The organism is Pontibacter ruber (genome assembly GCF_023630205.1).
GTDB classification, from domain to species: domain Bacteria; phylum Bacteroidota; class Bacteroidia; order Cytophagales; family Hymenobacteraceae; genus Pontibacter; species Pontibacter ruber.
Map to the genome: position 1 here is coordinate 320,631 of NZ_JALPRR010000001.1, position 23,979 is coordinate 344,609.

Here is a 23,979-nt window from a genome sequence, read left to right on the forward strand (position 1 = left end):
AAAACTGAAACGATGAAGAAGACATATTTTTATGCAATGACACTAGCCACGCTACTGGCCGGGAGTGCGTGTGAGCCCATCTGGGACAACGTAAAGGTTCCGGAGCCTGTTCAGATACAATTTACAGAGCTGTATCCAGGTGTAAAGCATGTGGAATGGGAAGAAGAGCAAGGCAATTTTGAAGCTGAATTCAAGATCAGCGGCCATGAGCGTACCGCCCTATTCAGCGCCGACGGCAAACTGCTTACCTACAGCGAGGAGCTGGAGGAACGCTACCTGCCTGAGCCGATCCGTAGTTTGCTGCAGACGCAGTATGGCAGCTTTAAGGTAGAGGAAGCCTACCGCGTGCACGAAAACAAAACAGCTACCTATGTAGTGGAGCTGGAGGATAACAACCAGGATGTGTTGCTCCGCTTCGATAACAAAGGCACCCTGCTGCAGGAGCAAACGACAGCAACAGCAGGCACTACTTCCGAAACCGCATCCTTGATTCCTGTCGGCAGCCCGGGCAGCGCAGCAAACAGCCCCCTGACCGAACCGGAGGCCCGCTGGGAATTACCGGGTAACCTGCGCGAAGTATCGGGCATCGCCTTGCTCTCTGATGACCTGATCGCTTGTGTGCAGGACGAGGAAGGCGCCATTCACCTCTATGACCTGGGCAAAAAACAAGTGGTACAGAAAATCGATTTTGCCGGCCCCGGCGACTACGAAGGCATTGCTGTGGCAGGCAAGGATGCTTTTATACTTCGCAGCGACGGTACCCTCTTTGAAGTAGCAGATTTCAGGAACAGTAGCCCTGCTGTAAAGGAGCACAAAACGGTACTGGCTGCTACCCAGGATGCCGAAGGCCTCGCCTACGACGAAGAGAACGACCGCCTGCTGATCGCCTGCAAAGGTTTCGACAGCAAACTAGGAGAAAATAAAGGCATTTACGCTTTCACGCTGGCAGACAAAAAAATGGAGTCCAAGCCGGCCATTACCATTCCGCTTACGCAGGAACAATTAGCATCCGCTGGCAAGAAAAAGCAGAAGAGCAAGTATGATGTCCTGCAGCCATCTTCCCTGGAGAAGCACCCAACCTCCGGTGAGTTATACGTGCTGGATGCCGCAAACTCGCGCCTGCATACATTAGATGAACTGGGCCGGATACAAAAAACGACCACCCTGGACAAAAACCTGCTCTCGCAACCTGAAGGAATGACTTTTGGCGCTAACGGCGAACTATACATTGCCAGCGAAGGAGGTAAAAAAGGCAACGGTGTGATTGTGAAGTATCCGAAAGGAATATAGTCTATAGTATAACCTAAAGCTGCGCCCTGCCGGTAGTGTTTTGATTGATCACTGCCGGCAGGGCTTTTTTATGGCAGCCGGTACAGCAGGGCAAGGCCGCCGGCTGCCTGGCTGTAGAAAGGCGTTATGCTGAAGCCGTGCTTCTCTTTGTAATTGCTGATGATTTTACGCTGCAGCACAGGGTAAACCAGGTAAACAACCTCCGCAGACAGAATGCCTATACCTGCACCGGCCAGCACATCCGAGAGCCAGTGCCTGTCGTTCAGGATGCGCATCACGCCTGTGGCGGTGGCAAAAGAATACCCGGCAACGCTGTACCACACACTCCGGCGCCCATACTCTTTATGAAAAAAAGTAGCGTAAGCGAAAGCACTGCTGGTATGTTCTGAGGGAAAGGCGTCTTCTGTACCATTGCCGGGGCGTTTAATGGCTGTCAGGCTCTTGAGATTATTGCTCAGGGTGCGGTTTAGCAGATAGGTCATACCTACCAGAAATACCTGATCGACCACATGATGTTCTCCCTTTACGCCGGCTATGTTCAGACCTGCCGCCATTAATACCGGCACAAAACGCGTATGATCATCGGCACGCGTGCTAAAGTTACTGTAGTTCCGCTGTACCACATTGCGTACTCCCCGGCTGCCTTCAAAAAAGCCTTCATCATCCAGGTGCATCAGCCCCAGCCCAATAAGCACGCTAGGCATGATAGACTTGCGCACCAGCGGGTGCAGGTTGTGCTTTACCTCCAGCAGCAACGTATTGGTATCTGCTGCGGCAGTGGCGGTTGGAAGACTTAGTGAATCCTGAGCTTTTAGCTCCGAATATTGTGCCCGCGCCGGAGCAACGGACAGGAACAACAGCAATAGTAGTGGTATTTTCATAGTGCATGGGATCAACAGGGTTATTCTACTACCCGATTCTGAAGAAAATCTGTAGTTGTACCTCCTGCCCTACCGATTAGAGATAACTCTTTTCTAACCCAGTATACCAGGTGCAGGTGTGCACCATCACAACCAACAGGACACAAAGTATGTATTAGAGGCAATCTATACTTACCCATTGCTGAAGCAGAAGTATAGCTGCAGCAAAATCAACCCTTGATAGCCCTTATGAAGAGTATCTCTATCTATCGCGCCAGCGCCATACTTCTGTTCGGAATTCTGTTAGTAATCGCCCTGTACTATGGCCGGATCTTTTTCATTCCGCTTGGCTTTGCTGCGTTGCTTTCTATGCTGATGACCCCAGTAAGCCGCAAACTCGAGCAGTGGGGCATTGGCCGTGGGGTAGCTACGTTGCTGTGTATTCTGATCTTTATGCTTTTTCTGGCAGCTATAGCCGCTGTTATTGCAGCACAGCTTGTCAGTTTTTCAGAAGACCTGCCCCAGATCCAGAAAAAGCTGGAACAGCTGCTTGACACCCTGCAGCAGTGGATACAGCACAAGTATGGTGCATCGCCACAGCAACAGATCACCTTCGTCCGGGAGCAGATCAGCTCATTATCTCAGTCGGCTAACAAGTATTTTACGACCGTGCTCAGTGGTACCTTGGGCCTGGTAAGCGCTTTTGTGCTGGTAGTGCTTTACATGTTCTTCCTGATGTGGAAGCGCGAAAAGTTTGAAGAATTTACGTTGCGCTTGGTGTCGCCGGAAAACAGGCCGGAAGCCCAACAGGTTGTAAATGAAATAAAGCAGGTGGCAGCGCAGTACCTGGTCGGTAGGCTCATGTCGATGCTGTTCCTGGCCATTTTTTACAGCATCGGCCTCTCTGTCCTGGGCCTGAAAAATGCCGTGCTGGTAAGTATAATTGCGGTACTGCCCACAATTATACCGTATGTGGGTGCCTTTGTCGGCGCCGTGTTTCCGTTAATTGTGGCCATGATCAGCGGTTCCCCGAGTATGGTGCTGCCTACCTTTGCCATACTTGTAGCAGCCCAGGTAATCGACAACAACATCATTGAGCCGCTGGTGATGGGCTCGAAGCTGAACCTGAGCCCGATATTCACCATCATAGCCATTGTGCTCGGCGAAATGATCTGGGGCATTCCGGGCATGATCCTGTTCGAGCCCCTGTTTGCTGTTGTTCGTATTGTGAGCCAGCATGTCCAGAAGCTTCACCCCTACGGCTTTCTGCTGCAAAACGAGGTAGAAGACCCCAAATGGGTTGATAAGCTAAAAGGTCTTTTCGGGAAAGGCTAACACCATACTTCATCTATCAAAGTATAAAGGATTCGAGCTAACGCAGCTGCAAGTACAAATGCATTTATACTTCCGCTCTTGCGTGCACGTCCCCTCAAACACACGCAAGCTTTGGTGCTCAATTCAAAACAGGTCATACTTCCCTACACGACGTGCCTCTTCTTAGAATAACGCTATCGACGGTTCAGACAATTAAAAAGGAAGTGTATGCAGTGCAGTTAATGCAAAAGGGGAACAAGCAAAATGAGTATGCTACAGCAAACAACTGATACTCTGTAAAAACAAAATATAGAGAGGAGAAAAAACAGCTTCGGGAGAAGCGAGGAAGGGAGAAAATTTTACCTTTTAGGCATAACTGCTAACGGACGAATTAGCAGCAATGCCTGCAGGTAAAATACACCTTAATAACCCACATCATAAAATGATGAATCGTAAGTAAACTTAGCAGGAAAAAAATCATTCTCCAAAGAACATGACAAAAAAATGTGTTCGAACACGCAAATATTTTTCAACGTTGCACTCAATGGCTACTGCAGTATAATTAATCCAACAAGATGTTTGTTCCTGTTGCAGACGGCCGGTGCAGGTAAGTAAGATTAAAAGATAATTAAGTAGATTTGTGGTCATTAGCTCACTGCCAGTAAGGGTTTAGAGGAAAGTATGCACGCGCAGTGAAACAGCAGATTTCTTAACTTACCAATAACGTGACAAAACAGATCGTCAGGATAAAGGATATTGCGGAGAGAGCGAATGTATCGACCGGCACTGTAGACCGTGTGCTTCATAACCGGGGCAGGGTAGCAGAAGATGTACGACAGCGTGTTACAAAAATTGCTGAGGAACTGAATTACGAGCCAAACCTGCTGGCAAGAACACTTGTTAACAACAAGGTATACCACATCGCCGCCATCATACCCGACCCCAAGGCCGACAGCTACTGGCAGGCCCCAAAGAGCGGCATCGACAAGGCAGAGGAAGAACTCAAGCGCTACGGCATCCGGGTAACACACTTTATCTACGACTCTCTTGACGCAGCATCTTTTACCCGGGCAGCTGGCAAGGTGGAGGAATTAGCTTTCGACGGCATCCTGGTGGCTCCGATCTTTTACCGCGAGTCGCTGGCTTTCCTGAACAAATGGAAGAGCAGCAAGGTGCCCTTTGTGCAGTTCAACACACACATCCCTGCCTACGAGCCCCTGATGTACATCGGCCAGGACTCATACCAGAGCGGCGTGCTGGCAGGAAAACTGATGCACTACGGCTGCCGCGAGAAAGCAACCTTTGTGGTAGCCCACATCGAAGAGGATATCCAGAACTCCACGCACCTGATCCACAAAGAACAAGGGTTTGTAGACTACTTCTCGTCTCACGGGCAAGAAGGCTTTTATACCGTAATACAGAAGGATCTGAAAGCCACCGCACAACATACTATAGCCCAGCAGTTAGACAGTCTTTTTGAAGAGGAGACCCAAATCAAAGGGATTTTTGTTACGAACTCGAAAGCCAATATTGTAGCCACCTACCTGCAGAAACGGCAAATAACCCATGTGCGGCTCATCGGCTACGACCTTATCGAGAAGAACCTGCACTTCCTCAACAGCGAAACCATCGACTTCCTGATCAACCAGAACCCGAAAGGGCAAGGCTACTGGGGTATTTATGGATTGGCAGATCACCTGGTCTTCAAAAAGAAAAACAACCCCATCAAGTACTTACCGCTGGATATCATCACCAAAGAGAACCTGCAATATTATATTGAGGCAGATATTTGAGGCTATAGTACCCTACATCTCTCACCTATTTAAGGTAGTTGCTATATTACCAAGGCACAAAACATTTGTTGGGACGGCACTGAACATGCAATTTCCGAAGTCCTAAATAGAGGATGACCTGAATCCATCACAGAACTACTTTATATATAAGTTGTATGCATTTACATCTATGAATCGAGAGGAAAAAGTAGTTAATGGTATTTTCACTTTGCTCGAAAGAAAAAACCTGAAGGGCGGTATCTTAAAAACAAAGGATGGCTTTATACTGCAGAACAAGAGCAGTCTTTGGGCTAATTATTTGCTCTTAGCAGTACTTCTTGCTCCTGCAGTAGCATGGTTTTTTACACCTGAGGAAGTAAACTACTATGTCTTGTTTGTGTGGTTTGCTGTTATTGGGTATGCCTTCTATGATATTATCAAGGCTGAAAACCAGGTAGAGGTAAATCTACACGATAAGCTGTTTGTTTTCACGCCTACAAACGCCCTCCTAAAAAAGATCCGTAAACCTATAGTATTTCACTTCGGAGAAGTCTGTAAGTTAAAAACCGAAAGAGTAAAACATGGTTCAGCGGTTTCGTCTATGTTCCGCCTTATTCTCCTGACAAATGACAGCAAAGAGTTTATCGTCAATGATTTTAATGAAGAATATGTGGCAAACAAATTAAAGTTAGCAATTGATACATTGATAAAGATCAAGGAAGTGCAAAAGTAAGTATGGGGAGCTTTCACTCTAACTAGACTTAGATGACATCTACTATAGCAGCCAATAACAAAGTGTAGTCCTTAAGCTTAACTACGCCTCGCTAATTGGCTGCGCAAACCTAAAACTGAAAAGCAACATCTAGCCCTCAACCGCATTATCCTGAAAATAATCTTTTGCTAACCTATTGTTTTACAAACTACAACTATATTCCTTTGTTGTGATGAAAACGACAGAGACACGTTTGCTGCAAAAGTGGGGCTTGTTATTAACTTTCTTCCTGTGTAGCCTGGCAGCTTTAGCGATGCCTGTTGTAACAGAAACTGCTGCTTCGGAAGCAGTACGGCAGGCGTATCTTGCTGACAATGATCCGGCACCCTTTACGCTGAGCGCCGGCGAAATAACTGCCGGAACCCCGCAGGCTGTGCTACAGCTTCATAAAGATCTGTATACGCCTCAGCTACAGCCATCTCTACAGCCGCAGTATACAAGACACTTTATATCGGAAGCCATACCTGCTTTCTGTAATTTTTTCTCTTGTGAGAGCGCCCTGCATTCCATACTCACCAAAGGTCCCTAGCCTTCGTCATCGTTTGTAAACTCTTTTTGTATCCGAAGTTGTTGTGCCTTCAGCTTTCCTCGAACAGGCTGGCCGTCAACACTTCTGATCATACTTCCATCATTCATTTATTTTACTTAATTACTTTTATGGAGCTTATACAGCACCTGATCAGTTTTATACTTCATATTGACCAGCACCTGGTAGAGTTGCTGCAGGAGTACGAAAACTGGATCTACCTTATCCTTTTTCTGATTGTTTTTTGTGAGACAGGGCTTGTGGTAACGCCTTTCCTGCCCGGCGATTCGCTGCTGTTTGCGTTGGGTGCACTGGCAGCCATACCTGCTTCCGGGCTGAACGTGCCGTTCCTTCTGGGCTTGCTTATTACGGCTGCCATTCTGGGCGATTCCTTCAACTACATGACAGGTATCAAGTTCGGCAGCAGGGTATATGCAAAAGACTATTGGTTTCTGCGGCAATCGCACCTGCAACAGGCTGAGCATTTCTACGACCGTTACGGTGGCCGCACCATCATCTATGCCCGCTTTATACCAATCGTGCGTACGTTCGCGCCCTTTGTGGCAGGCATGGGCAAAATGAACTACAAGCGGTTTTTATACTTCAATGTGATCGGAGCGCTGCTGTGGGTAGTGTTTTTCCTGATGATCGGCTATATGTTTGGCAACCTGCCAGCGGTGAAACGTCACTTCTCGCTGCTGGTGCTTGGTATCATTGTTATTTCGTTGCTGCCTCCAATTTTCACGATTGCAAAGCAGCGTTTCAAGGCCAGACTCTAAGTTTAACCACCCGGCATCTTCATACTTTAATACTGCCCCGCTCCAGGTGAGGCAGCTTTTATTTTATTCTTATTTACATGAGTAGCAACACAAAGGCCAGTGCTGTATCTACAGCCGGCTTGCTGATTTCTCTTGGCATCATTTACGGCGACATCGGCACATCGCCGCTGTACGTAATGAAAGCCGTTATCGGAAACGCCCCGATCTCTGCAACACTGGTGTACGGCGGCATTTCCTGCGTTTTCTGGACATTAACGTTACAGACCACCATAAAGTATGTGCTGCTGACGCTGCAGGCTGATAACAACGGCGAGGGAGGCGTTTTCTCGCTTTACACCCTGATCCGGCGCCGGGCTGGCTGGCTGATCGTACCTGCCATGATAGGAGGCGCTGCCCTCCTTGCCGATGGGATCATCACCCCTCCTATTTCGGTTTCTTCAGCCATTGAGGGGCTACGTATACTTTACCCGGGCATCCCGACGGTTCCCATTGTCATTGCCATACTTACGGCCATCTTCCTGATGCAGAGCTTTGGCACCGAGATAGTGGGCAAAGCCTTCGGTCCTATCATGTTCCTGTGGTTTACCATGTTGGGTTCGCTGGGCGCCATTTCTGTGATCGATCATCCGGAGATCCTGCAGGCACTGAACCCATACTTTGCCTATGACCTGCTGGTAAATTACCCGAATGGTTTCTGGCTGCTGGGCGCTGTGTTCCTGTGCACAACAGGTGCAGAGGCCTTGTACTCGGACCTGGGCCATTGCGGCCGCCCGAACATCCGCCTGAGCTGGACCTTTGTGAAGACCTGCCTGCTGCTGAACTACCTGGGCCAGGGAGCCTGGCTGATGACACAGGAAGGCAGGCTGCTGAAAGAGAACCCGTTTTATGGCATCATGCCGGGCTGGTTCCTCCTTTTCGGGATAGCCATTGCAACCATTGCCGCCATCATTGCCAGCCAGGCACTTATTTCCGGCTCCTTCACCCTGATCAGCGAGGCCATCCGGCTAAATTTGTGGCCGCGTGTTAAGCTGGTATACCCTACCAACATGAAGGGGCAGTTGTATGTACCAAGTATAAACTGGCTGCTGTGGCTGGGCTGTGTGGGCATTGTGCTATACTTCCGGGAATCGGAGCACATGGAGGCAGCTTACGGGCTGGCCATCACCATGGCCATGCTGTCGACTACCATCCTGATGAGCTACTACATCTTCACGAAGTATAAATCAAAGACGTTCGTGAGCCTGTTCCTCGCTGTTTATGTGGCCATTGAAGCCGCTTTCCTGGTTGCCAACCTGAGCAAGTTCCCGCACGGCGGCTGGGTGTCGCTGCTGATCGGCGGTTTGCTGCTTACCATTATGTACATCTGGATAAATGCCTTCCAGATCAAGCGCAGCCTTACCGAATACGTGCGCCTGAAAGATTACCTTCCGGCCCTGCAGGCACTCAGTGCCGATGAGACCATCCCCAAGTACACCACGCACCTGGTGTTTATGAGCAGTGCGCCGCACCCGAAGGAGATCGAGACAAAAGTGATCTACTCGATCTTCCAGAAGCGGCCCAAGCGTGCGGATATTTACTGGTTCGTACACGTGGAAACTACCGATGAGCCTTACACCACAGAGTATAAAGTGCGCAAACTGGCCGAAGGCAACGTGTTCCGCGTCGATTTCAGGCTGGGTTTCCGGGTGCAGCAGCGCATTAACCTCTTCTTCCGGAAAGTGGTGGAAGAACTGGTGCAGAACGGCGAAGTGGACATTACCAGCCGCTATCCTTCCCTGAACAAACAACACCTTATCGGTGACTTCAGGTTTGTGGTGCTGGAGAAGTTTCTGTCATTTGAGAACGATCTTCCGCTTTTAAAGCGTATTATCATGGAGTGGTACTTCAACATCAAGCAGTTTACCAGCTCCGAAAGCAAGTGGTTTGGCCTGGATACCAGCTCTGTAAAAGTAGAGAAAGTGCCCCTCATCATCATGCCTGTACAGTTGCCTGAGCTAAAGCGGGTAAAAGTATAACCATTAACAAACAGCGCATATGGCTTTAACAAAAGAACAGCTGCAGGAAAAATTCTCTGCCAGGAAGATCATCCTGCCGATACTGCTTGGCCTGGGCGTAGTTGGCTATATGCTGTATAAAAACTACGAGCCCGGCCAGCTCGAGACGTTGCTGCAGGCAAACCTCTTCTGGATTGGCATGGCGCTGCTGGTGCTCTTTGTGCGGGATTTTGGCTACATGTACCGCATCCGGTACGTAACAGACAAGGTGCTGAGCTGGAAACAGAGCTTCAATGTGATCATGCTGTGGGAGTTTGCGTCCTGCGCGTTGCCCTCGGTGGTGGGAGGCACTACCATCGCCTCTTATATCCTGTTTAAAGAGAAAATCCCGCTGGGCAGATCGATCGCGCAGGTAATGGTAACAGCCATGCTGGATAATTTATACTTTGTGCTGGCAGTACCCCCGGTGCTGCTGTTTACGCATGGTCAGGTACTGCCCGAAATGGAAGGGTTGAACGAAACGCTCCGCGAAAGTATAATGGTAGCCTTTGTGGTTTCTTACCTGCTCATTGCCTGCTATGCCTTTTTGATGTCGTATGCCCTGTTCATCAACCCGCGGGCTGTTAAAAGGCTACTGATGAGGATCGGGCATCTGAAACCGTTCCAGCGCTGGAAAAGAACCCTGTTCAGGCATGCAAACGAGCTGATGATCGCTTCGATGCACATGCGCACCAAAAATCTTTCGTACTGGTTGCATGCGGGCATCTCCACGGCATTCGTCTGGACGGCACGCTACATCATTATCGGCTGCCTGATCGCTGCCTTCGCAGATATTGCCCTGTTCGATCAGCTGATTATTTTTGCACGCAACCTTATTTACAAGATCGTACTGTTCGTTTCGATAACACCGGGCGGAGCAGGCTTTGCCGAAATCGCTTTCCCGGCTTTTTTTGGCACTTTTATTGGCAGTTTTACCGCTATTGTCGTGTTGCTGTACCGTTTATTAACTTATTACTTATATTTGGTGATCGGTGCTATAATTTTTCCGAAGTGGGCGGCCAATGTATTCAGTCAGGATACTGCTGGCAATACCCCACCTGAAACATTGGAACAGCCTCATTACTCAAACGAAGAAACAGCTTTATAAAAGCTTTATATGCGCAACCTATTTCAGAACCTCACCCGTCGTAAAAGTGCCGCAGCACTGCTTGCAGATTTTAACCCGGAAGACAACGTACATGGCACCAACCTGGTGCGCACCCTCCAACTGAAGGATTTGGTTTCTTTTGGTATTGCCGCCATCATAGGTGCTGGCATCTTCAGTACCATCGGCAATGCAAGTGCGGCAGGCGGACCGGGGGTATCGCTGCTGTTTATCTTTACAGCCATTGCCTGCGGTTTCTCGGCCTTGTGTTACGCTCAGTTTGCCTCTTCCATACCTGTGTCAGGGAGCGCTTATACCTATGCGTATGCCTCTTTTGGAGAACTGGTGGCCTGGATCATCGGATGGGACCTGCTCATGGAGTATGCGATCGGTAACATCGCCGTTGCCATTTCCTGGTCTGATTACTTTACGGCCGTGTTGCAGGGGGTTGGCATTGGCATACCCGAATACCTGACAATGGACTTTCTGAGTGCCTCGCGTGGCTATACAACAGCCATGGAAGCGCTCGCCCAAGGCCAGGCATTGTCCAGCCTGCCGGGCAATATACAGGAAGCTTACCAGGCATGGCTGAAGGCTCCTGCCATAGGAGGCATCAAACTGGTTGCCGACATTCCGGCGCTGGGCATTACGGTGCTGATTACCTACCTGGTATACATTGGTATCAAAGAATCGAAGCGCACTGCAAACCTGCTGGTGCTGCTCAAGCTTGTAGTTATACTTCTGGTGATAACGGTTGGTGCGTTTTACGTGAACACCGACAACTGGTCCCCTTTTGCGCCGAATGGCATATCAGGTATCCTGAAAGGGGTATCGGCGGTTTTCTTCGCCTATATTGGTTTTGACGCCATCTCTACCACGGCCGAAGAATGTGAGAATCCGCAGCGCGACCTGCCCCGTGCCATGATCTATGCACTCATCATTTGTACTGTTCTCTATGTGATACTGGCCCTAGTGCTTACGGGTATGGTTCCTTACAGCGAGTTGGCTGTAGGTGACCCGCTGGCCTACGTTTTCTCGAGAGTGAACCTGGACATGATAGCCGGCATTGTAGCCATGAGCGCCATTGTAGCCATGGCCAGTGTGCTGCTGGTGTTTCAGTACGGGCAGCCCCGTATCTGGATGACAATGAGCCGTGACGGTTTGCTGCCAAGCGTTTTCTCCCGCATCCATCCAAAGTACAGAACTCCCTCTTTTGCTACCATCGTAACAGGGTTTGTAGTAGCTGTACCTGCCCTGTTCATGAACCTGACCGAGGTAACTGACCTGACAAGTATCGGAACGCTGTTTGCTTTTGTGCTGGTGTGCGGCGGCATACTGCTGCTCGACCAAAGACGGGAAAATACTGCCGCAACAAACAGAGGCTTCCGCGTGCCTTACATCAACGGAAAGTATACGCTGCCGCTGATCGTACTGGCGATCGTAGCACTGCTTTTCAGCTACAACGGAGCGGAGGTGAGCTCATTCCTGAGTATGGAAGGTGGCTGGGAGGTTTTCCAGCACAAACTGCCGTTGATAGGCTTTATCATCGTTGCTGCTGTTATGACGGTGCTTACCTTTACCCGCAATCTTTCCCTGATACCGGTGCTGGGCCTGCTCACTAATTTGTACCTGATGACGGAGTTGGGCATCACGAACTGGAGCCGTTTTCTGGCGTGGCTCTTCCTTGGCCTCATCATCTATTTTGCCTATGGTTACCGGAACAGCAGGCTTCATAAAGCAGAATCACCTTTAGTGTCACAAGATTGATACAAGAAGTTTGAATCAGGTAAAAAGCATAGCGACTGTACTTCTCCTACAATTGTGGGCAGCCTTGCTATGCTTTTCTGTTTCTTTCACACCAGGCCAGGCACTGCCTGAGGCATACAACTTCAATTACCTTGATGCTACAGAAGAGTTAAAACAGCAGGAGCAGGGAACGCCGGTAGCCTGGGCAGAGCCAACTGCTCCTTACGCAGCCGCCGCCGTTCCAGAACTGGAAGCTCCGCTCCTGCTGCTGGCCTGCGGCCTGCTCTTGTCCATTTTATTTTACCAGGCGCTGAAGCCTACAAAAGCCATACTTGGCTTTTCTTCTTTATCTGAACAATACCGGATACTGCCCAACGCTCCCTAGCCATTTTTATGTTGGTACGCCTGAACTTGCTACAGGCATTTTGATCGCTGCAGCCTGATGGCTGTGCTAATTTATTTACCTCATAACACCTTTAAAATGGCTAAAAACCTATTTGCGACTAAATCAGTCGATAAACTTATCAACGAATCGGAGAGCGGCGAACACACGCTCAAGAGAACGCTTGGTGCCGGCAACCTGACCATGCTGGGCATCGGGGCAATTATTGGAGCAGGTATTTTCGTACTCACCGGTACGGCTGCAGCCAATGCTGCTGGTCCGGCTATTGTTTTCTCCTTTATTATTGCAGGCTTGGGTTGTTTGTTTGCCGGCTTGTGTTATGCCGAATTTGCGTCCATGATACCGGTTGCCGGTAGCGCCTATACCTATGGCTATGCTACACTGGGCGAATTCATTGCCTGGATCATTGGCTGGGACCTGATACTTGAGTACCTGTTCAGTGCGGCTACAGTGGCTGTTGGTTGGAGCGGTAACTTTGTGAGCCTGATCAAATCGCTGGGCATACACATACCGGAAGCAATTGCCAGCGCGCCCTTGGCTTACGATGGCTCGTCTATTACTACGACAGGGGCCATTGTCAACCTGCCTGCTGTTATCCTGATCCTTGCTCTGACTGCTTTGCTGATAATTGGCATACATGAATCTGCCAAGCTAAACAACGTGATCGTGGTTGTGAAGATCGCAATTGTGTTGCTGGTAATCGCCTTCGGTTTTCAGTATGTGAATGCTGCGAATTGGGAGCCGTTTATCCCTAAAATGGAGATCCTGCCAAACGGCACCACGCGTTTCGGCTGGAGCGGCATCGTGCAGGGTGCAGCTATCGTGTTCTTCTCTTACATTGGTTTCGACGCCGTAAGTACTGCAGCCCAGGAGGCCAAAAATCCACAAAAAGACATGCCGATCGGCATGCTTGCTTCCCTTGGCATTTGCACGATACTTTATATTTTGATGTCGCTGGTGCTTACCGGTCTTACTTCTTATGAGAACCTGAACGTTCCGGATCCGGTACTTGTGGCGCTTACAGCTGCAGGTCCTGCGCTTAAGTGGCTATACTTCTTTACGGGCATAGGCGCTATAGCCGGTTTAGCCTCTGTGGTGCTGGTAATGCTGATGGGACAGCCCCGCATCTTCTACGCAATGTCACGCGACGGCTTGTTGCCGGCTTTGTTTGGTAAAGTGCATCCACGCTTTAACACGCCTTACGTGGCCACTATCATCACAGGCGTTATTGCTGCTGTTATTGCCGGTATCTTCCCGATCGGTTTGCTGGGCGAACTGGTAAGTATAGGCACCCTGCTGGCGTTCGTTATTGTTTGCGCAGGCATCATCATGCTGCGCCGTACCTCTCCGCACCTGAACCGTCCGTTCAAAACACCTTTTGTACCGCTTGTACCCATTTTAGGTATTCTGATTTGCGGATACATGATGGTTAACCTCGGTTTTGATACCTGGATGCGTTTAATCGTGTGGATGGCTATCGGTATCGCGATCTATTTCCTGTACGGCCGCAAACACAGCAAACTGCAAAAGCAAACAGAAAATGCGGATACAACCGTATCAGCCCGTTAACAACTTACCGGGCGGTATACCTGTTTTTTGAGCAACAGACCTGATTAAGTATAAGCTGCATTTACCAGCACCTTCAATCGGTAAGATCAAATTGAAAGTATGAAACTGGTTTATCTTTTCATCTTTTTAACATTTCTTACACTGCTGGTTCTATATTTCAGGCACCAGCAGAAGAAACAAAACTAGCTGCCCCTACAAAGCGCAGCGACACAAGCTGAAGCAAAGTATAACCAAAGCCTGTTGGCACCTGTAAAAACCGCTCTACTTACTGGAGCGGTTTTTTTATTCAACTCGCCAGATGCCACGCCTAAGCTTTAGAACATTATCATACAGCCTTCCCTTCTACTATAGCAACCATGCAAACACTTCAGCAGTAAGTGTCACAGCTACTTATAAAGGGGGCATGAACTTTATTTAAAATTATTCTAAATAATTCTTGCCCGACTTGGAACTGCCTATTAGCTTTGCAGCATATTTATAATCAGTCTAAATAAAAAGATCCTCTACACCATATGCTTTCAACACCTAAGTTCAGAACGCTTGCAATGGCAGCTCTTGCGGCATGCACGCTTTTCTCTTCCTGCTCCGACGATAAAGAAGAAACGGCTTCCTATAACGTACCAACCACTTACAACTTCGAAAATGTGAATTATTCCGGCCAGACTGCCCGGATAAGTATGTTGTCAGAACTGGATACGTATATCAAGACCGGCAATAACGGCAAGGTCCTGAATGCGCAGAAACTAAAGAACATGTATGCGAACGCAAACGCACCGTTCACTGATCCGGCGCTGAATACTTCTGGCAAGCAGCTGAAAGATAAAACCGTTGTATCGGCTCAGCCGGTATTCGAAGGTCTGTTTGATGCGGTTGCCAATGCGAGCCTATCGGCCGGCACCCCTGCCCTGAAAGGTAAAGCCGGTATACTTACCACAGCAGATAACAAGCCGTACCTGGTAGATGCCAACGGTGTAGAACTGGGACAAGTGATCTCAAAAGGCATGATGGGAGCTGTTTTCTACTACCAAGCAGTTGACGTTTACCTGACAGCCGATAAAACAGGTGCAGCCGTTGATAACGCCACCGTTACCGAAGGCGAAGGCACTAAAATGGAGCATCATTTTGACGAGGCTTTTGGTTATTTCGGCGCTCCTGCCGACTTCCCGACCAACCTGAACAACCTGAAATACTGGGCTAACTACAGCAACCAGGTAAATGCCGCCCTGGGCAGCAACAAAGCTTTGATGGATGCTTTCCTGAAAGGACGTGCGGCTATCTCGGCAAAAGACATGAAAGGCAAAGACGCCGCCATCGCGACCATCCGCACAGAGTGGGAGCGCCTTGTAGTGGCTTCGGCTATACATGAACTGAACGCAGCGAAGACGAACCAGGCAGATCAGGCTAAAAAGAGCCACTACCTGTCAGAGGCAATCGGTTTTGTAATGGGCCTTAAATTCAAGACGGATCGTAAGCTAACCGACGCACAGTACAACGAAGTGCTGGCCAAAATCGGCACCAACCTTTACAACACTACCGGCGCTGACATTTCAGCTGCAATAGACATCCTGAGCGCAGCTTATGGCATGGATAGCATCAAATCTCAGCTGTAGTGGCTGCGCCTTTACGAATAAATAAAAGATAACCTCAGCAGCAGCTACGGCATACTATATGCCCTGGCTGCTGCTCTTTTCATACTATAAAGCATGATGAAGATAAAACAATATTCGCTTTCGGCACTGGCCTGCCTTGCCCTGCTGGCAAGCTGTAACTCCGACAACGAGTCAGGCCCAAGCTCAGATTATGACCGCCAGGCCATGCTGAACAATTATGCCGATAACCTGATCGTGCCCGGCTATCAGGCTTTTAACAAAGAAGTAGGCGAGATGACAACGGCCATAAGCGTTTTCACGACCACTCCATCCGTTACGACACTGGCTGATGCCCGAAAGGAATACCAGGAAGCGTACCTGGCCTGGCAGGATGTAAGTGTTTATGAGTTCGGGCCGGCCGATGAGCAGATGCTTCGAAACAACCTGAACATTTACCCAACCACCACTACCCAGATCGAGAGCAACATTACAGCAGGCACCTATGATCTGAAGGCTTCGACAAACTTATCGGCAAAAGGGTTTCCGGCGCTCGATTACCTGCTCTACGGGCAGGCCAGCGAAGCCGCGGTAGTTGACCAGTATACCACTGCAGCCAGTGCTGCCAACCGTAAAAAATACCTGCAGGATGTAGCAGCCCTGATCAAGCAGCAGACAGAGGCTACCTATACTGGTTGGAGCACCGGAACTGCCACTAAAACCTTCAAGGAAGCGGCAGGCACAGCAGTAGGCAGCTCGGCAGGCAACCTGGTTAACCAGCTCAACTCAGACATCGACATTACCAAGCGCTACAAAGTAGGTATCCCGGCAGGCAAAACGAATGCTGGCACGCCGCTGCCAGACAAAGTAGAAGCATATTACAGTGGCACCTCGCTGGCGCTGCTGGAAAGAAACCTGAAAGCTCAGAAGGCGATCTTCCTAGGGCAGTCTGCCACAGGCGTCAACGGCCCGGGACTGGACGATTACCTGGACCACGTGGGCGCCAAGTATAACAACCAAACCCTTTCGGCGGCTATCGCGCAGCAGTACGATGCTACCCTGGCTGCTGTAGCTGCCGTGCAAGGGCCCTTATCCCAGGCTGTGACCAGCAACCCGCAGGCTGTAAGCAAAGTGTATGAAGAACTGCAGAAACTCATCATCCTGACGAAAACGGACATGCCAGCCGCACTGGGTGTAACCATCACTTACACCGATAACGACGGCGATTAACCCGCATCTACTCCGGAAGTATAAATTATGCTGCAACAGCTGAAGTCATACGTAACTGCCCCGGTATCTGCCGCTCCGCTGGCTGTATTCCGCATCATCTTCGGAGGGATGATGCTGGGCAGTATCGTACGCTTTATGGCGAAAGGCTGGGTGTACGATCTGTATGTGATGCCGAAAGTATACTTCCCCTACTATGGCTTTGAATGGGTAAAACCATTGGGCGAAACAGGGATGTATACCTTGTTTGGGCTGATGGCCCTTTCGGCTTTGGGAATCATGCTCGGGCTGTTTTACCGCTGGTCGGCTACGCTGTTCTTCCTCAGTTTTACCTATGTCGAGCTCATCGACAAAACCAATTACCTGAACCACTACTACTTTGTAAGTATAGTGGCCCTGCTGATGATGCTGGTGCCGGCGCACCGCCACTTCTCCCTGGATGTGCTGCGCAGGCCGCAGCTCTGGGTGAGCCAGTTACCGCGCTGGACGGTGCTGATCTTTCAGCTGCAACTCGGCCTGGTATACTTTTATGCGGGCGTAGCTAAACTTAACACCGATTGGCTGTTGGAGGCCATGCCGCTGCGCTTCTGGCTGCCGGCGCACACGCACCTGCCCCTTATCGGGCCGTTGCTGGATAAAGTATGGGTGGCGTACGTTTTCTGCTGGTTCGGCGCTTTTTACGACCTGACCATCCCCTTCTTCCTGAGCTGGCGCAAAAGCAGGCCACTGGCGTACCTTACTGTTGTTGTTTTTCATGTACTTACGGCAGTGCTGTTCCAGATCGGCATGTTCCCTTATATCATGATGCTAAGCACGCTGGTATTCTTCTCTGCTGGCTTTCATGAAAAGATCCTTAATCTATTGCGCAGCATTGCAAGGGTAAAGTCGCCGGAAAACACGATCTTTGCACCCGTTTTCAGACCAGTACAAAGCATACTGCTTACGCTGCTGGCTGTGCATTTTGTGTTGCAGGTGCTGGTGCCCTGGCGCTTTCTACTTTACCCGGATAAGCTATTCTGGACCGAGCAGGGCTACCGTTTTTCGTGGCGCGTGATGCTGATGGAAAAAACAGGGACTGCCTTCTTTTATGTGCGCGATCCGCGAACCGGACGGGAAACAGAGATCCACAACCGGGATTACCTGACGGTGAACCAGGAAAAGATGATGGCCACCCAGCCGGACATGCTGCTGCAGTTTGCCCACATGCTGCGCGATGACTTTAAAGCCAAAGGCATGCCTGCTCCGCAGGTACGCGCCGAAGCATACGTCAGCATGAACGGCCGTGGCAGCAGGCTCCTGATTAACCCGCAGACAAACCTGGCAGCCGAAGAAGAAAGCTTCCTGCCCAAATACTGGATATTACCTTTTGAAGAAAAAGCACTGCAGCCCGAAGCTGTGGGGCAAAAAGAATAAACATGCGCTTACTGCTCACATTTATACTTGTAATAGGCAGCCTGCAACTCACACTGGCTCAAACCTATAGTATCTCCGGCACTATCTCGAATGCCAATTCAAAACAACCTGTTCCGCTTGCCGAAGTGCTGCTTACCAACAACGGAAGCATCACGAAAGCGGATGCCAGGGGCAACTATACGATCAGTGGCTTAGCCTCCGGCACTTATACCTTAACAGCTTATAGCCTGGGGCTGGGCAGCGCAACGCAGCAGGTAACCATCAGCAATGCCAATGTAACCTTGCACTTCGATCTGAAGCCATTGGAAGGAAAGCTAAGCGAGGTAAAAGTAAAAGGGGAGCGCGAGAAGACCTTTGGCATTACCCGCCTGAACTCCGTGGAAGGAGCTGCCATTTACGAAGGCAAAAAGAGCGAAGTGGTGGTGCTAAACGACATCACAGCCAACAAAGCCACCAACAACAGCCGCCAGGTGTTTGCCAAGGTAGCCGGCCTTAATATCTGGGAGAGCGACGGTGCCGGTCTGCAGCTCGGCATCGGAGGACGCGGCCTCAGCCCGAACCGTACCTCCAACTTCAATACCCGCCAGAACGGCTACGACATTTCTGCCGATGCACTTGGCTACCCCGAAAGTTACTACACCCCTCCTACCGAGGCGCTGGACCGGATCGAGGTAGTGCGCGGTGCGGCATCGCTGCAGTATGGCACGCAGTTCGGCGGCATGATCAACTTTGTGATGAAGGAAGGCCCCGAAGACAAGCCATTCGAGCTGACTAGCCGCCAGACCGTCGGCTCCTGGGGTTTTCTGAACACCTTTAACAGCATAGGCGGCAGCAAAGGCAAGTTTCATTACTACGGCTACTACCAATACAAACGCGGCGATGGCTGGCGCGACAATTCTGAATTTAACGCTCACACAGCTTTCAGCTCTATACATTACAAGCCAAACGACAGACTGGAGATCGGCTTTGATTATACCTACATGGATTACCTGGCGCAGCAGCCGGGCGGATTGACGGATGCGGCCTTTAAGCAGGATGCACGGCAATCGGTGCGGGAGCGCAACTGGTTTAAGGTGAACTGGAATCTACTGGCCCTGACGCTGGACTACCGCCTGAGCGAGCGCACCAAGCTGAACGTGCGCAATTTCGGCTTGGTGGCACAGCGCGATGCCTTGGGATACCTGGAGAAGATCAACCGGCCTGACCCGATGGAGGAGCGCCTGCTGTTGCAGGACAAGTTCCGCAACTTTGGCAACGAAACGCGCCTGATTCACCGCTACGACCTGCTGGGCAGTTTCTCTACCCTTCTGGTGGGTACGCGCTATTACCACGGCTTTACCGATCAGAAACAAGGCTATGGCTCTGCCGGATCCGACGCTGATTTCAGGTACTATCCCGACAACGGCAACCCCGACATTTCTGACTACGACTACCCAAGCCGCAACCTGTCTGTATTTGCAGAGAACATTTTCAACATCACTCCAAAGCTAAGTATAACGCCGGGTGTCCGCTACGAGTGGATCAAAACCAAAGCAGAAGGTCGCTACGATGTGATCAGCAAAGACCAGGCGGGTAATATCCTGTACGAGGAGCGTATACCGGAAAGCCGCACCAATACGCGCGGGCTGGTGCTGTTCGGATTGGGAGTTAGTTACAAGCAAACCGATCACCTTGAAGTATACGGCAACTATTCTCAGAACTACCGCGCGATCAACTTCAACGATATGCGGATCGTGAACTCCAACATACAGGTTGACCCTTATCTTCAGGACGAGAAGGGATATAGTACTGATCTGGGTGTGCGCGGTGGTATTGCAGACGTGATCAACTTCGACTTTAGTATTTTTAACCTGATGTATGATAACCGCATAGGGCTGAAATCGGAAAAAGATACTGTTATGTACAGAACTTACCTGCTACGCCAAAACATAGGCAAGGCACGTAACCGAGGTATAGAGACATTTGCCGAAGTTGATATCCTGAAGCTGATCTACGGAAAGCAGCATCGTACCGGGCTCTCTGCCTTCTCCAACTTGACGCTGGTAGACACTAGGTATACCAGCCCGAACAAAGCCATCGATGGTAATAAAGTGGAACTGGCACCTGCGTTCATTGCCAAGACTGGTTTGTCTTTCAGGCAAAAAAACTTCAAGCTGTCTTACCAGTACGCCTACACTTCCAGCCAGTATACCGATGCAGAAAACACAGGTAGTAACCCGGGAGATATAGACTTAACCGCTGTGTTTGGTGAGATTCCGGCTTACTGGGTAATGGATTTGTCAGGAAGCTATACTTACAAGCGCCTCACGTTGGAATCTGGTATCAATAACCTGACCGATAACCGCTACTTCACGCGTCGTGCTACAGCTTATCCCGGCCCTGGCATTATCCCGTCAGATGCGCGAAATTACTATGTAACCCTGCAGTTCAAGTTATAACCGAAGCGGCAGGAGCAACATCAACAGGCTTTCGTATAGCTTACTAAGTATAAGAGGAGAATTTAGCACGAAGCACCGGATGGTGCTTCGTGGCTTGCGGCTTTTGCGAAAGCGACAAGCTACTTAAAACAAAAAGCCTGCAAACTTATCGTTTGCAGGCTTTTTTCTGTAGTATCGCTACCAGCAGAGAGTGAGGGATTCGAACCCCCGGACCTGTTACAGTCAACGGTTTTCAAGACCGCCGCGTTCGACCACTCCGCCAACTCTCTAATTAATCTTGCACAAAAGTATAGTGCCCGACTGAATTTTCAAAACTATACGATAATATTTTTCGCCAGTTTTGCAGTATAATCTACAACCATTTGAATGTCAAAGAGAAAATTTTTAACCATTTATTTTACCTGCAGCAAAAGCAGCAGTCTAACACAAGCTGCAGTATAGCTTTTCCTTTTCCATTACTACTTCACTGCTGGAAATTTACCTGACTGCCGGTTTATACCTTCCAAAGTATGAATCTTAGCTTCTCTTTCGTACTCTTACCCTAACAGGGCAGTATGCCAGATATTACTTGGTTACTTTCGCGCTGGTGCGGATGCTTTTACGGGTAAGGCGCTTGGTGACGGTGTCGATGCTTACATTGATTTCAAAGCCCAGTATGAGGATCATCGAAATAAAATCGAGCCAGATCATCAGACCGATCAGCGCGCCGATGGAGCCATAGAATTTGTTGTAAGTATCGAAAGCACTGATGTAGAGCGAAAACACCATCGACACCAGAAAAATAAGCCCGGTAGCCACTACCGCTCCTGCCGAAATAAAAGGCCACTTGTCCTGGATAGCCGGCACATAATAATAGATGAGCGCAGTGGCAAGCAGGAACAGCAGGATGATCGCGATATACTTCAGGATCACGATCAAAGTATAAGTATAGGTCTCGGTCACCACCTCGTAAAACACCAGCACATCCAGTATCCATTGCCCGAAGAAAATGGCCGAAACCGCCAGCAGAAGTATAAATGACAAGGCTACTGTGAGCAACGTCGCGATCAGTCTTTTTTTGAAGTAGGTGCGCTTGTAAAAGGTATGATACTTCTTATCGAATGCGTCCATCAGCGACATGATGCCGTTGGTGGAAAGTATAAGCGCAAACAAAAAACCAAACGATAGCAAGCCCCCGCGTGGTTTGTTCACAATGTCGTCGATCGTTCCGTAAGCTACGGTATACATCTCCTCCGGCAGAAAATCCGAAAGAAAGCTCAGGATACTCTCCCCCAAATCCAGCGACAGGATGCTGGGGATGTAGGGGATCAGCGTAAAAAGGAAAATGATGGTCGGGAAGATGGCCAGCGTAAAGTTGAAGGCCATGTACGAAGCCCGCTTGGTAACAGAATCGAGCCGGAGCTCGCCCAACAGAACGTCCGCTACCTCGTACACCGAAGATTGCCCGTTGTTAAAACGCCATTTCTTCAGGAACACGATAAATTTGCGGTACGCACGGCGGCGCTTCAGGTATTGCTGGTTTAGCCTCATTCGGTAAAATACGCGTCCAACTTCTGGTGAATCAGCTCCGGCACTGCTGTAGGTCTGCCTGTCTTCATATCGACAAACACCATTGTGGTTTCGCCTACGTTCAGCAGCGTCTGCTCCTCGTTGTATACTTCGTACTCAAACTTTATACGGGTACCGTGCGGCTTGTGCTTAAGCAACAGCTTTATCGTGAGCAGATCGTCGTACTTTGCCGGCCGGATGTACTTGCATTTGAGCTCCAGCACCGGCATCATGGTACCGGTCGCTTCCATCTCCTTGTAATGTATGCCCAGCTTTCTGAACACCTCCGTACGGGCTACCTCGTAGTAGGCGCCGTAATTGCCGTAGTATACATAACCCATCTGGTCGGTTTCCGCATACCGCACGCGTATCTGTACCTCTGATTCGAACATGTTAATTGCTGATTGTTGGTTGTTGATTGTTGATCATTGATTGCTCTCTCAGTTATACTTAAACAATGCTTGTACCTCATGTAGCAAAGCAGGAGAAAAAACAATCATCAATTAACAATCAACAATTACTTTAAGATGTTTCTTTCCGTAAGGGCGCGCTGGTAGCGGCGGGCATTATCCAGGTGCTGTGCCTGTGTTACGGCAAAACTATGGTATCCGGAAAAATCTTCTTTTGCGCAGAAGTAGATATAGTCGTGCTGCTCCGGATTCAGCACCGCGTCGATGCTGGATATGTTCGGCATGTTGATCGGGCCCGGAGGAAGGCCTTTATACTTATAGGTATTGTAAGGAGAATCGAATACCAGGTGTTTGTTGAGTACCCGACGGATGGTAAAATCACGCACGGCGAACACCACGGTCGGGTCAGCCTGCAGCAACATCCCTTTTTCCAGGCGGTTCAGGTATACGCCTGCCACACGTGGCTTTTCGTCGTTCTTGATGGTTTCAGCCTGCACAATGGAAGCCAAGGTAGACACTTCCTTTTGCGACAGCCCCAGCTTCTCGGCTTTGGCTTTGCGCTCGGCTGTCCAGAACTTATCATACTCGGTCTTCATGCGCTGCATCAGTTCCGGCGCTGTTATGGTCCAGTATACCTCGTAGGTATTCGGGACAAACATACTTACCACGTTGGCGGTATCAAACCCGAGTGTCTGCAGGTAGGCCTGGTCATTGAGCAGGCTGTCCAGCTCACTCTGCTCCGGCTCTACTTCGGCAGCCAGCTTTTCGGCCAGTTGGCTGCGCAGGCGGATGTTTGTAAATGTCAGTTTTACCGGATCCTGCTCCCCGAGGCGCAGCACCCCGATCAGTTGGCGGTTGCCCCAGCCATTTTCGAGCTTGTAACGGCCTGGCTTTACCAGTTTGTCATAGTCCATGAGCTTGGCCATAAAGCGCAGCGATAACTTGTCGATGATGGTACCGGTTGCTTCTACCGAATCAAGCGCCTGTGAGTAGGTGGCTCCGGTCGGGATATGCACATAAGTTTCCTGGCCTTTGGTGTCTACGTTGGGGGTGTACACGATCTGGTAGGCGTAATAGGAAAAACTGACAAACAGGAACAGGAACAGCACAATAAGCCCCGGTATCAGTTTACTTTTCTCTTTTCTTTTTTTAGGAGTGGTTGTAGCCATAGTTGGTAAAGGCGCAGCA

Annotated in this window: 19 protein-coding genes and 1 tRNA gene; 15 read left to right on the forward strand and 5 right to left on the reverse strand. The window is 49.7% G+C overall.

All coding sequences use genetic code 11. The features are described from left to right. Nucleotides 1-12: 12 nt before the first annotated feature. Nucleotides 13-1,290 carry an SdiA-regulated domain-containing protein gene (locus MJ611_RS01310; protein WP_250427544.1) on the forward strand — a complete coding sequence of 426 codons (1,278 nt, stop codon included), beginning with the start codon at nucleotides 13-15 and terminating at the stop codon, nucleotides 1,288-1,290. Between the two features lie 68 nt (nucleotides 1,291-1,358). Here MJ611_RS01310 and MJ611_RS01315 read toward each other — a convergent pair whose 3' ends face one another. Continuing rightward, a complete protein-coding gene (locus MJ611_RS01315) occupies nucleotides 1,359-2,171 on the reverse strand; it encodes a phosphatase PAP2 family protein (protein ID WP_250427545.1) in 813 nt (270 codons plus the stop codon). A gap of 228 nt (nucleotides 2,172-2,399) precedes the next feature. Between MJ611_RS01315 and MJ611_RS01320 the strand changes: the two genes are divergently transcribed. The 14 genes from MJ611_RS01320 (at nucleotide 2,400) to MJ611_RS01385 (ending at nucleotide 20,833) form a co-directional block, all read left to right on the forward strand. Next, a complete protein-coding gene (locus MJ611_RS01320) occupies nucleotides 2,400-3,485 on the forward strand; it encodes an AI-2E family transporter (protein ID WP_250427546.1) in 1,086 nt (361 codons plus the stop codon). A 704-nt stretch (nucleotides 3,486-4,189) separates the two neighbouring features. Further along, nucleotides 4,190-5,257: a LacI family DNA-binding transcriptional regulator gene (locus MJ611_RS01325; protein WP_250427547.1), complete on the forward strand. Its 1,068-nt coding sequence runs from the start codon at nucleotides 4,190-4,192 to the stop codon at nucleotides 5,255-5,257. Between the two features lie 169 nt (nucleotides 5,258-5,426). Beyond that, entirely contained in the window at nucleotides 5,427-5,969 is a 543-nt protein-coding gene (locus MJ611_RS01330) for a hypothetical protein (protein ID WP_250427548.1), read from the forward strand. Nucleotides 5,970-6,180: 211 nt separating this feature from the next. Further along, complete coding sequence (locus MJ611_RS01335) at nucleotides 6,181-6,537, forward strand: hypothetical protein (protein WP_250427549.1); 357 nt, start codon at nucleotides 6,181-6,183, stop codon at nucleotides 6,535-6,537. A gap of 128 nt (nucleotides 6,538-6,665) precedes the next feature. Continuing rightward, a complete protein-coding gene (locus tag MJ611_RS01340; RefSeq protein ID WP_250427550.1) occupies nucleotides 6,666-7,313 on the forward strand; it encodes a DedA family protein in 648 nt (215 codons plus the stop codon). Nucleotides 7,314-7,390: 77 nt separating this feature from the next. Then, nucleotides 7,391-9,328, forward strand: a complete 1,938-nt coding sequence (locus MJ611_RS01345) for a KUP/HAK/KT family potassium transporter (protein ID WP_250427551.1) — start codon at nucleotides 7,391-7,393, stop codon at nucleotides 9,326-9,328. A 19-nt stretch (nucleotides 9,329-9,347) separates the two neighbouring features. Then, nucleotides 9,348-10,454 carry a lysylphosphatidylglycerol synthase transmembrane domain-containing protein gene (locus MJ611_RS01350; protein WP_250427552.1) on the forward strand — a complete coding sequence of 369 codons (1,107 nt, stop codon included), beginning with the start codon at nucleotides 9,348-9,350 and terminating at the stop codon, nucleotides 10,452-10,454. A 9-nt stretch (nucleotides 10,455-10,463) separates the two neighbouring features. Then, a complete protein-coding gene (locus MJ611_RS01355; protein ID WP_250427553.1) occupies nucleotides 10,464-12,218 on the forward strand; it encodes an amino acid permease in 1,755 nt (584 codons plus the stop codon). Nucleotides 12,219-12,228: 10 nt separating this feature from the next. Beyond that, nucleotides 12,229-12,582, forward strand: coding sequence for a hypothetical protein (locus tag MJ611_RS01360; RefSeq protein WP_250427554.1), 354 nt, complete (start codon nucleotides 12,229-12,231; stop codon nucleotides 12,580-12,582). A 96-nt stretch (nucleotides 12,583-12,678) separates the two neighbouring features. After that, entirely contained in the window at nucleotides 12,679-14,169 is a 1,491-nt protein-coding gene (locus MJ611_RS01365) for an amino acid permease (protein ID WP_250427555.1), read from the forward strand. A 512-nt stretch (nucleotides 14,170-14,681) separates the two neighbouring features. Further along, nucleotides 14,682-15,779 (forward strand): DUF4856 domain-containing protein, encoded by a 1,098-nt coding sequence (locus MJ611_RS01370; protein ID WP_250427556.1) that lies wholly within the window; start codon nucleotides 14,682-14,684, stop codon nucleotides 15,777-15,779. A 93-nt stretch (nucleotides 15,780-15,872) separates the two neighbouring features. After that, nucleotides 15,873-16,985, forward strand: coding sequence for an imelysin family protein (locus MJ611_RS01375; RefSeq protein WP_250427557.1), 1,113 nt, complete (start codon nucleotides 15,873-15,875; stop codon nucleotides 16,983-16,985). Between the two features lie 27 nt (nucleotides 16,986-17,012). After that, nucleotides 17,013-18,395, forward strand: coding sequence for an HTTM domain-containing protein (locus MJ611_RS01380; RefSeq protein WP_250427558.1), 1,383 nt, complete (start codon nucleotides 17,013-17,015; stop codon nucleotides 18,393-18,395). A 2-nt stretch (nucleotides 18,396-18,397) separates the two neighbouring features. Continuing rightward, nucleotides 18,398-20,833 (forward strand): TonB-dependent receptor, encoded by a 2,436-nt coding sequence (locus MJ611_RS01385; protein ID WP_250427559.1) that lies wholly within the window; start codon nucleotides 18,398-18,400, stop codon nucleotides 20,831-20,833. Nucleotides 20,834-21,017: 184 nt separating this feature from the next. Here the strand turns inward: MJ611_RS01385 and MJ611_RS01390 are convergent. From MJ611_RS01390 to mltG, 4 genes are all read right to left on the reverse strand, one after another. After that, a tRNA-Ser gene (locus MJ611_RS01390) sits at nucleotides 21,018-21,102 on the reverse strand. Nucleotides 21,103-21,397: 295 nt separating this feature from the next. After that, the gene (locus tag MJ611_RS01395) at nucleotides 21,398-22,363 is read right to left on the reverse strand and encodes a YihY/virulence factor BrkB family protein (RefSeq protein WP_250427560.1); all 966 of its coding nucleotides are present in this window, start codon (nucleotides 22,361-22,363) and stop codon (nucleotides 21,398-21,400) included. Next, nucleotides 22,360-22,773, reverse strand: a complete 414-nt coding sequence (locus MJ611_RS01400) for an acyl-CoA thioesterase (RefSeq protein WP_250427565.1) — start codon at nucleotides 22,771-22,773, stop codon at nucleotides 22,360-22,362. Before MJ611_RS01400 ends, MJ611_RS01395 begins: the two co-directional genes overlap by 4 nt. Nucleotides 22,774-22,898: 125 nt before the next feature. After that, nucleotides 22,899-23,960 (reverse strand): endolytic transglycosylase MltG, encoded by a 1,062-nt coding sequence (gene mltG, locus MJ611_RS01405; protein WP_250427567.1) that lies wholly within the window; start codon nucleotides 23,958-23,960, stop codon nucleotides 22,899-22,901. Between the last annotated feature and the right edge of the window lie 19 nt (nucleotides 23,961-23,979).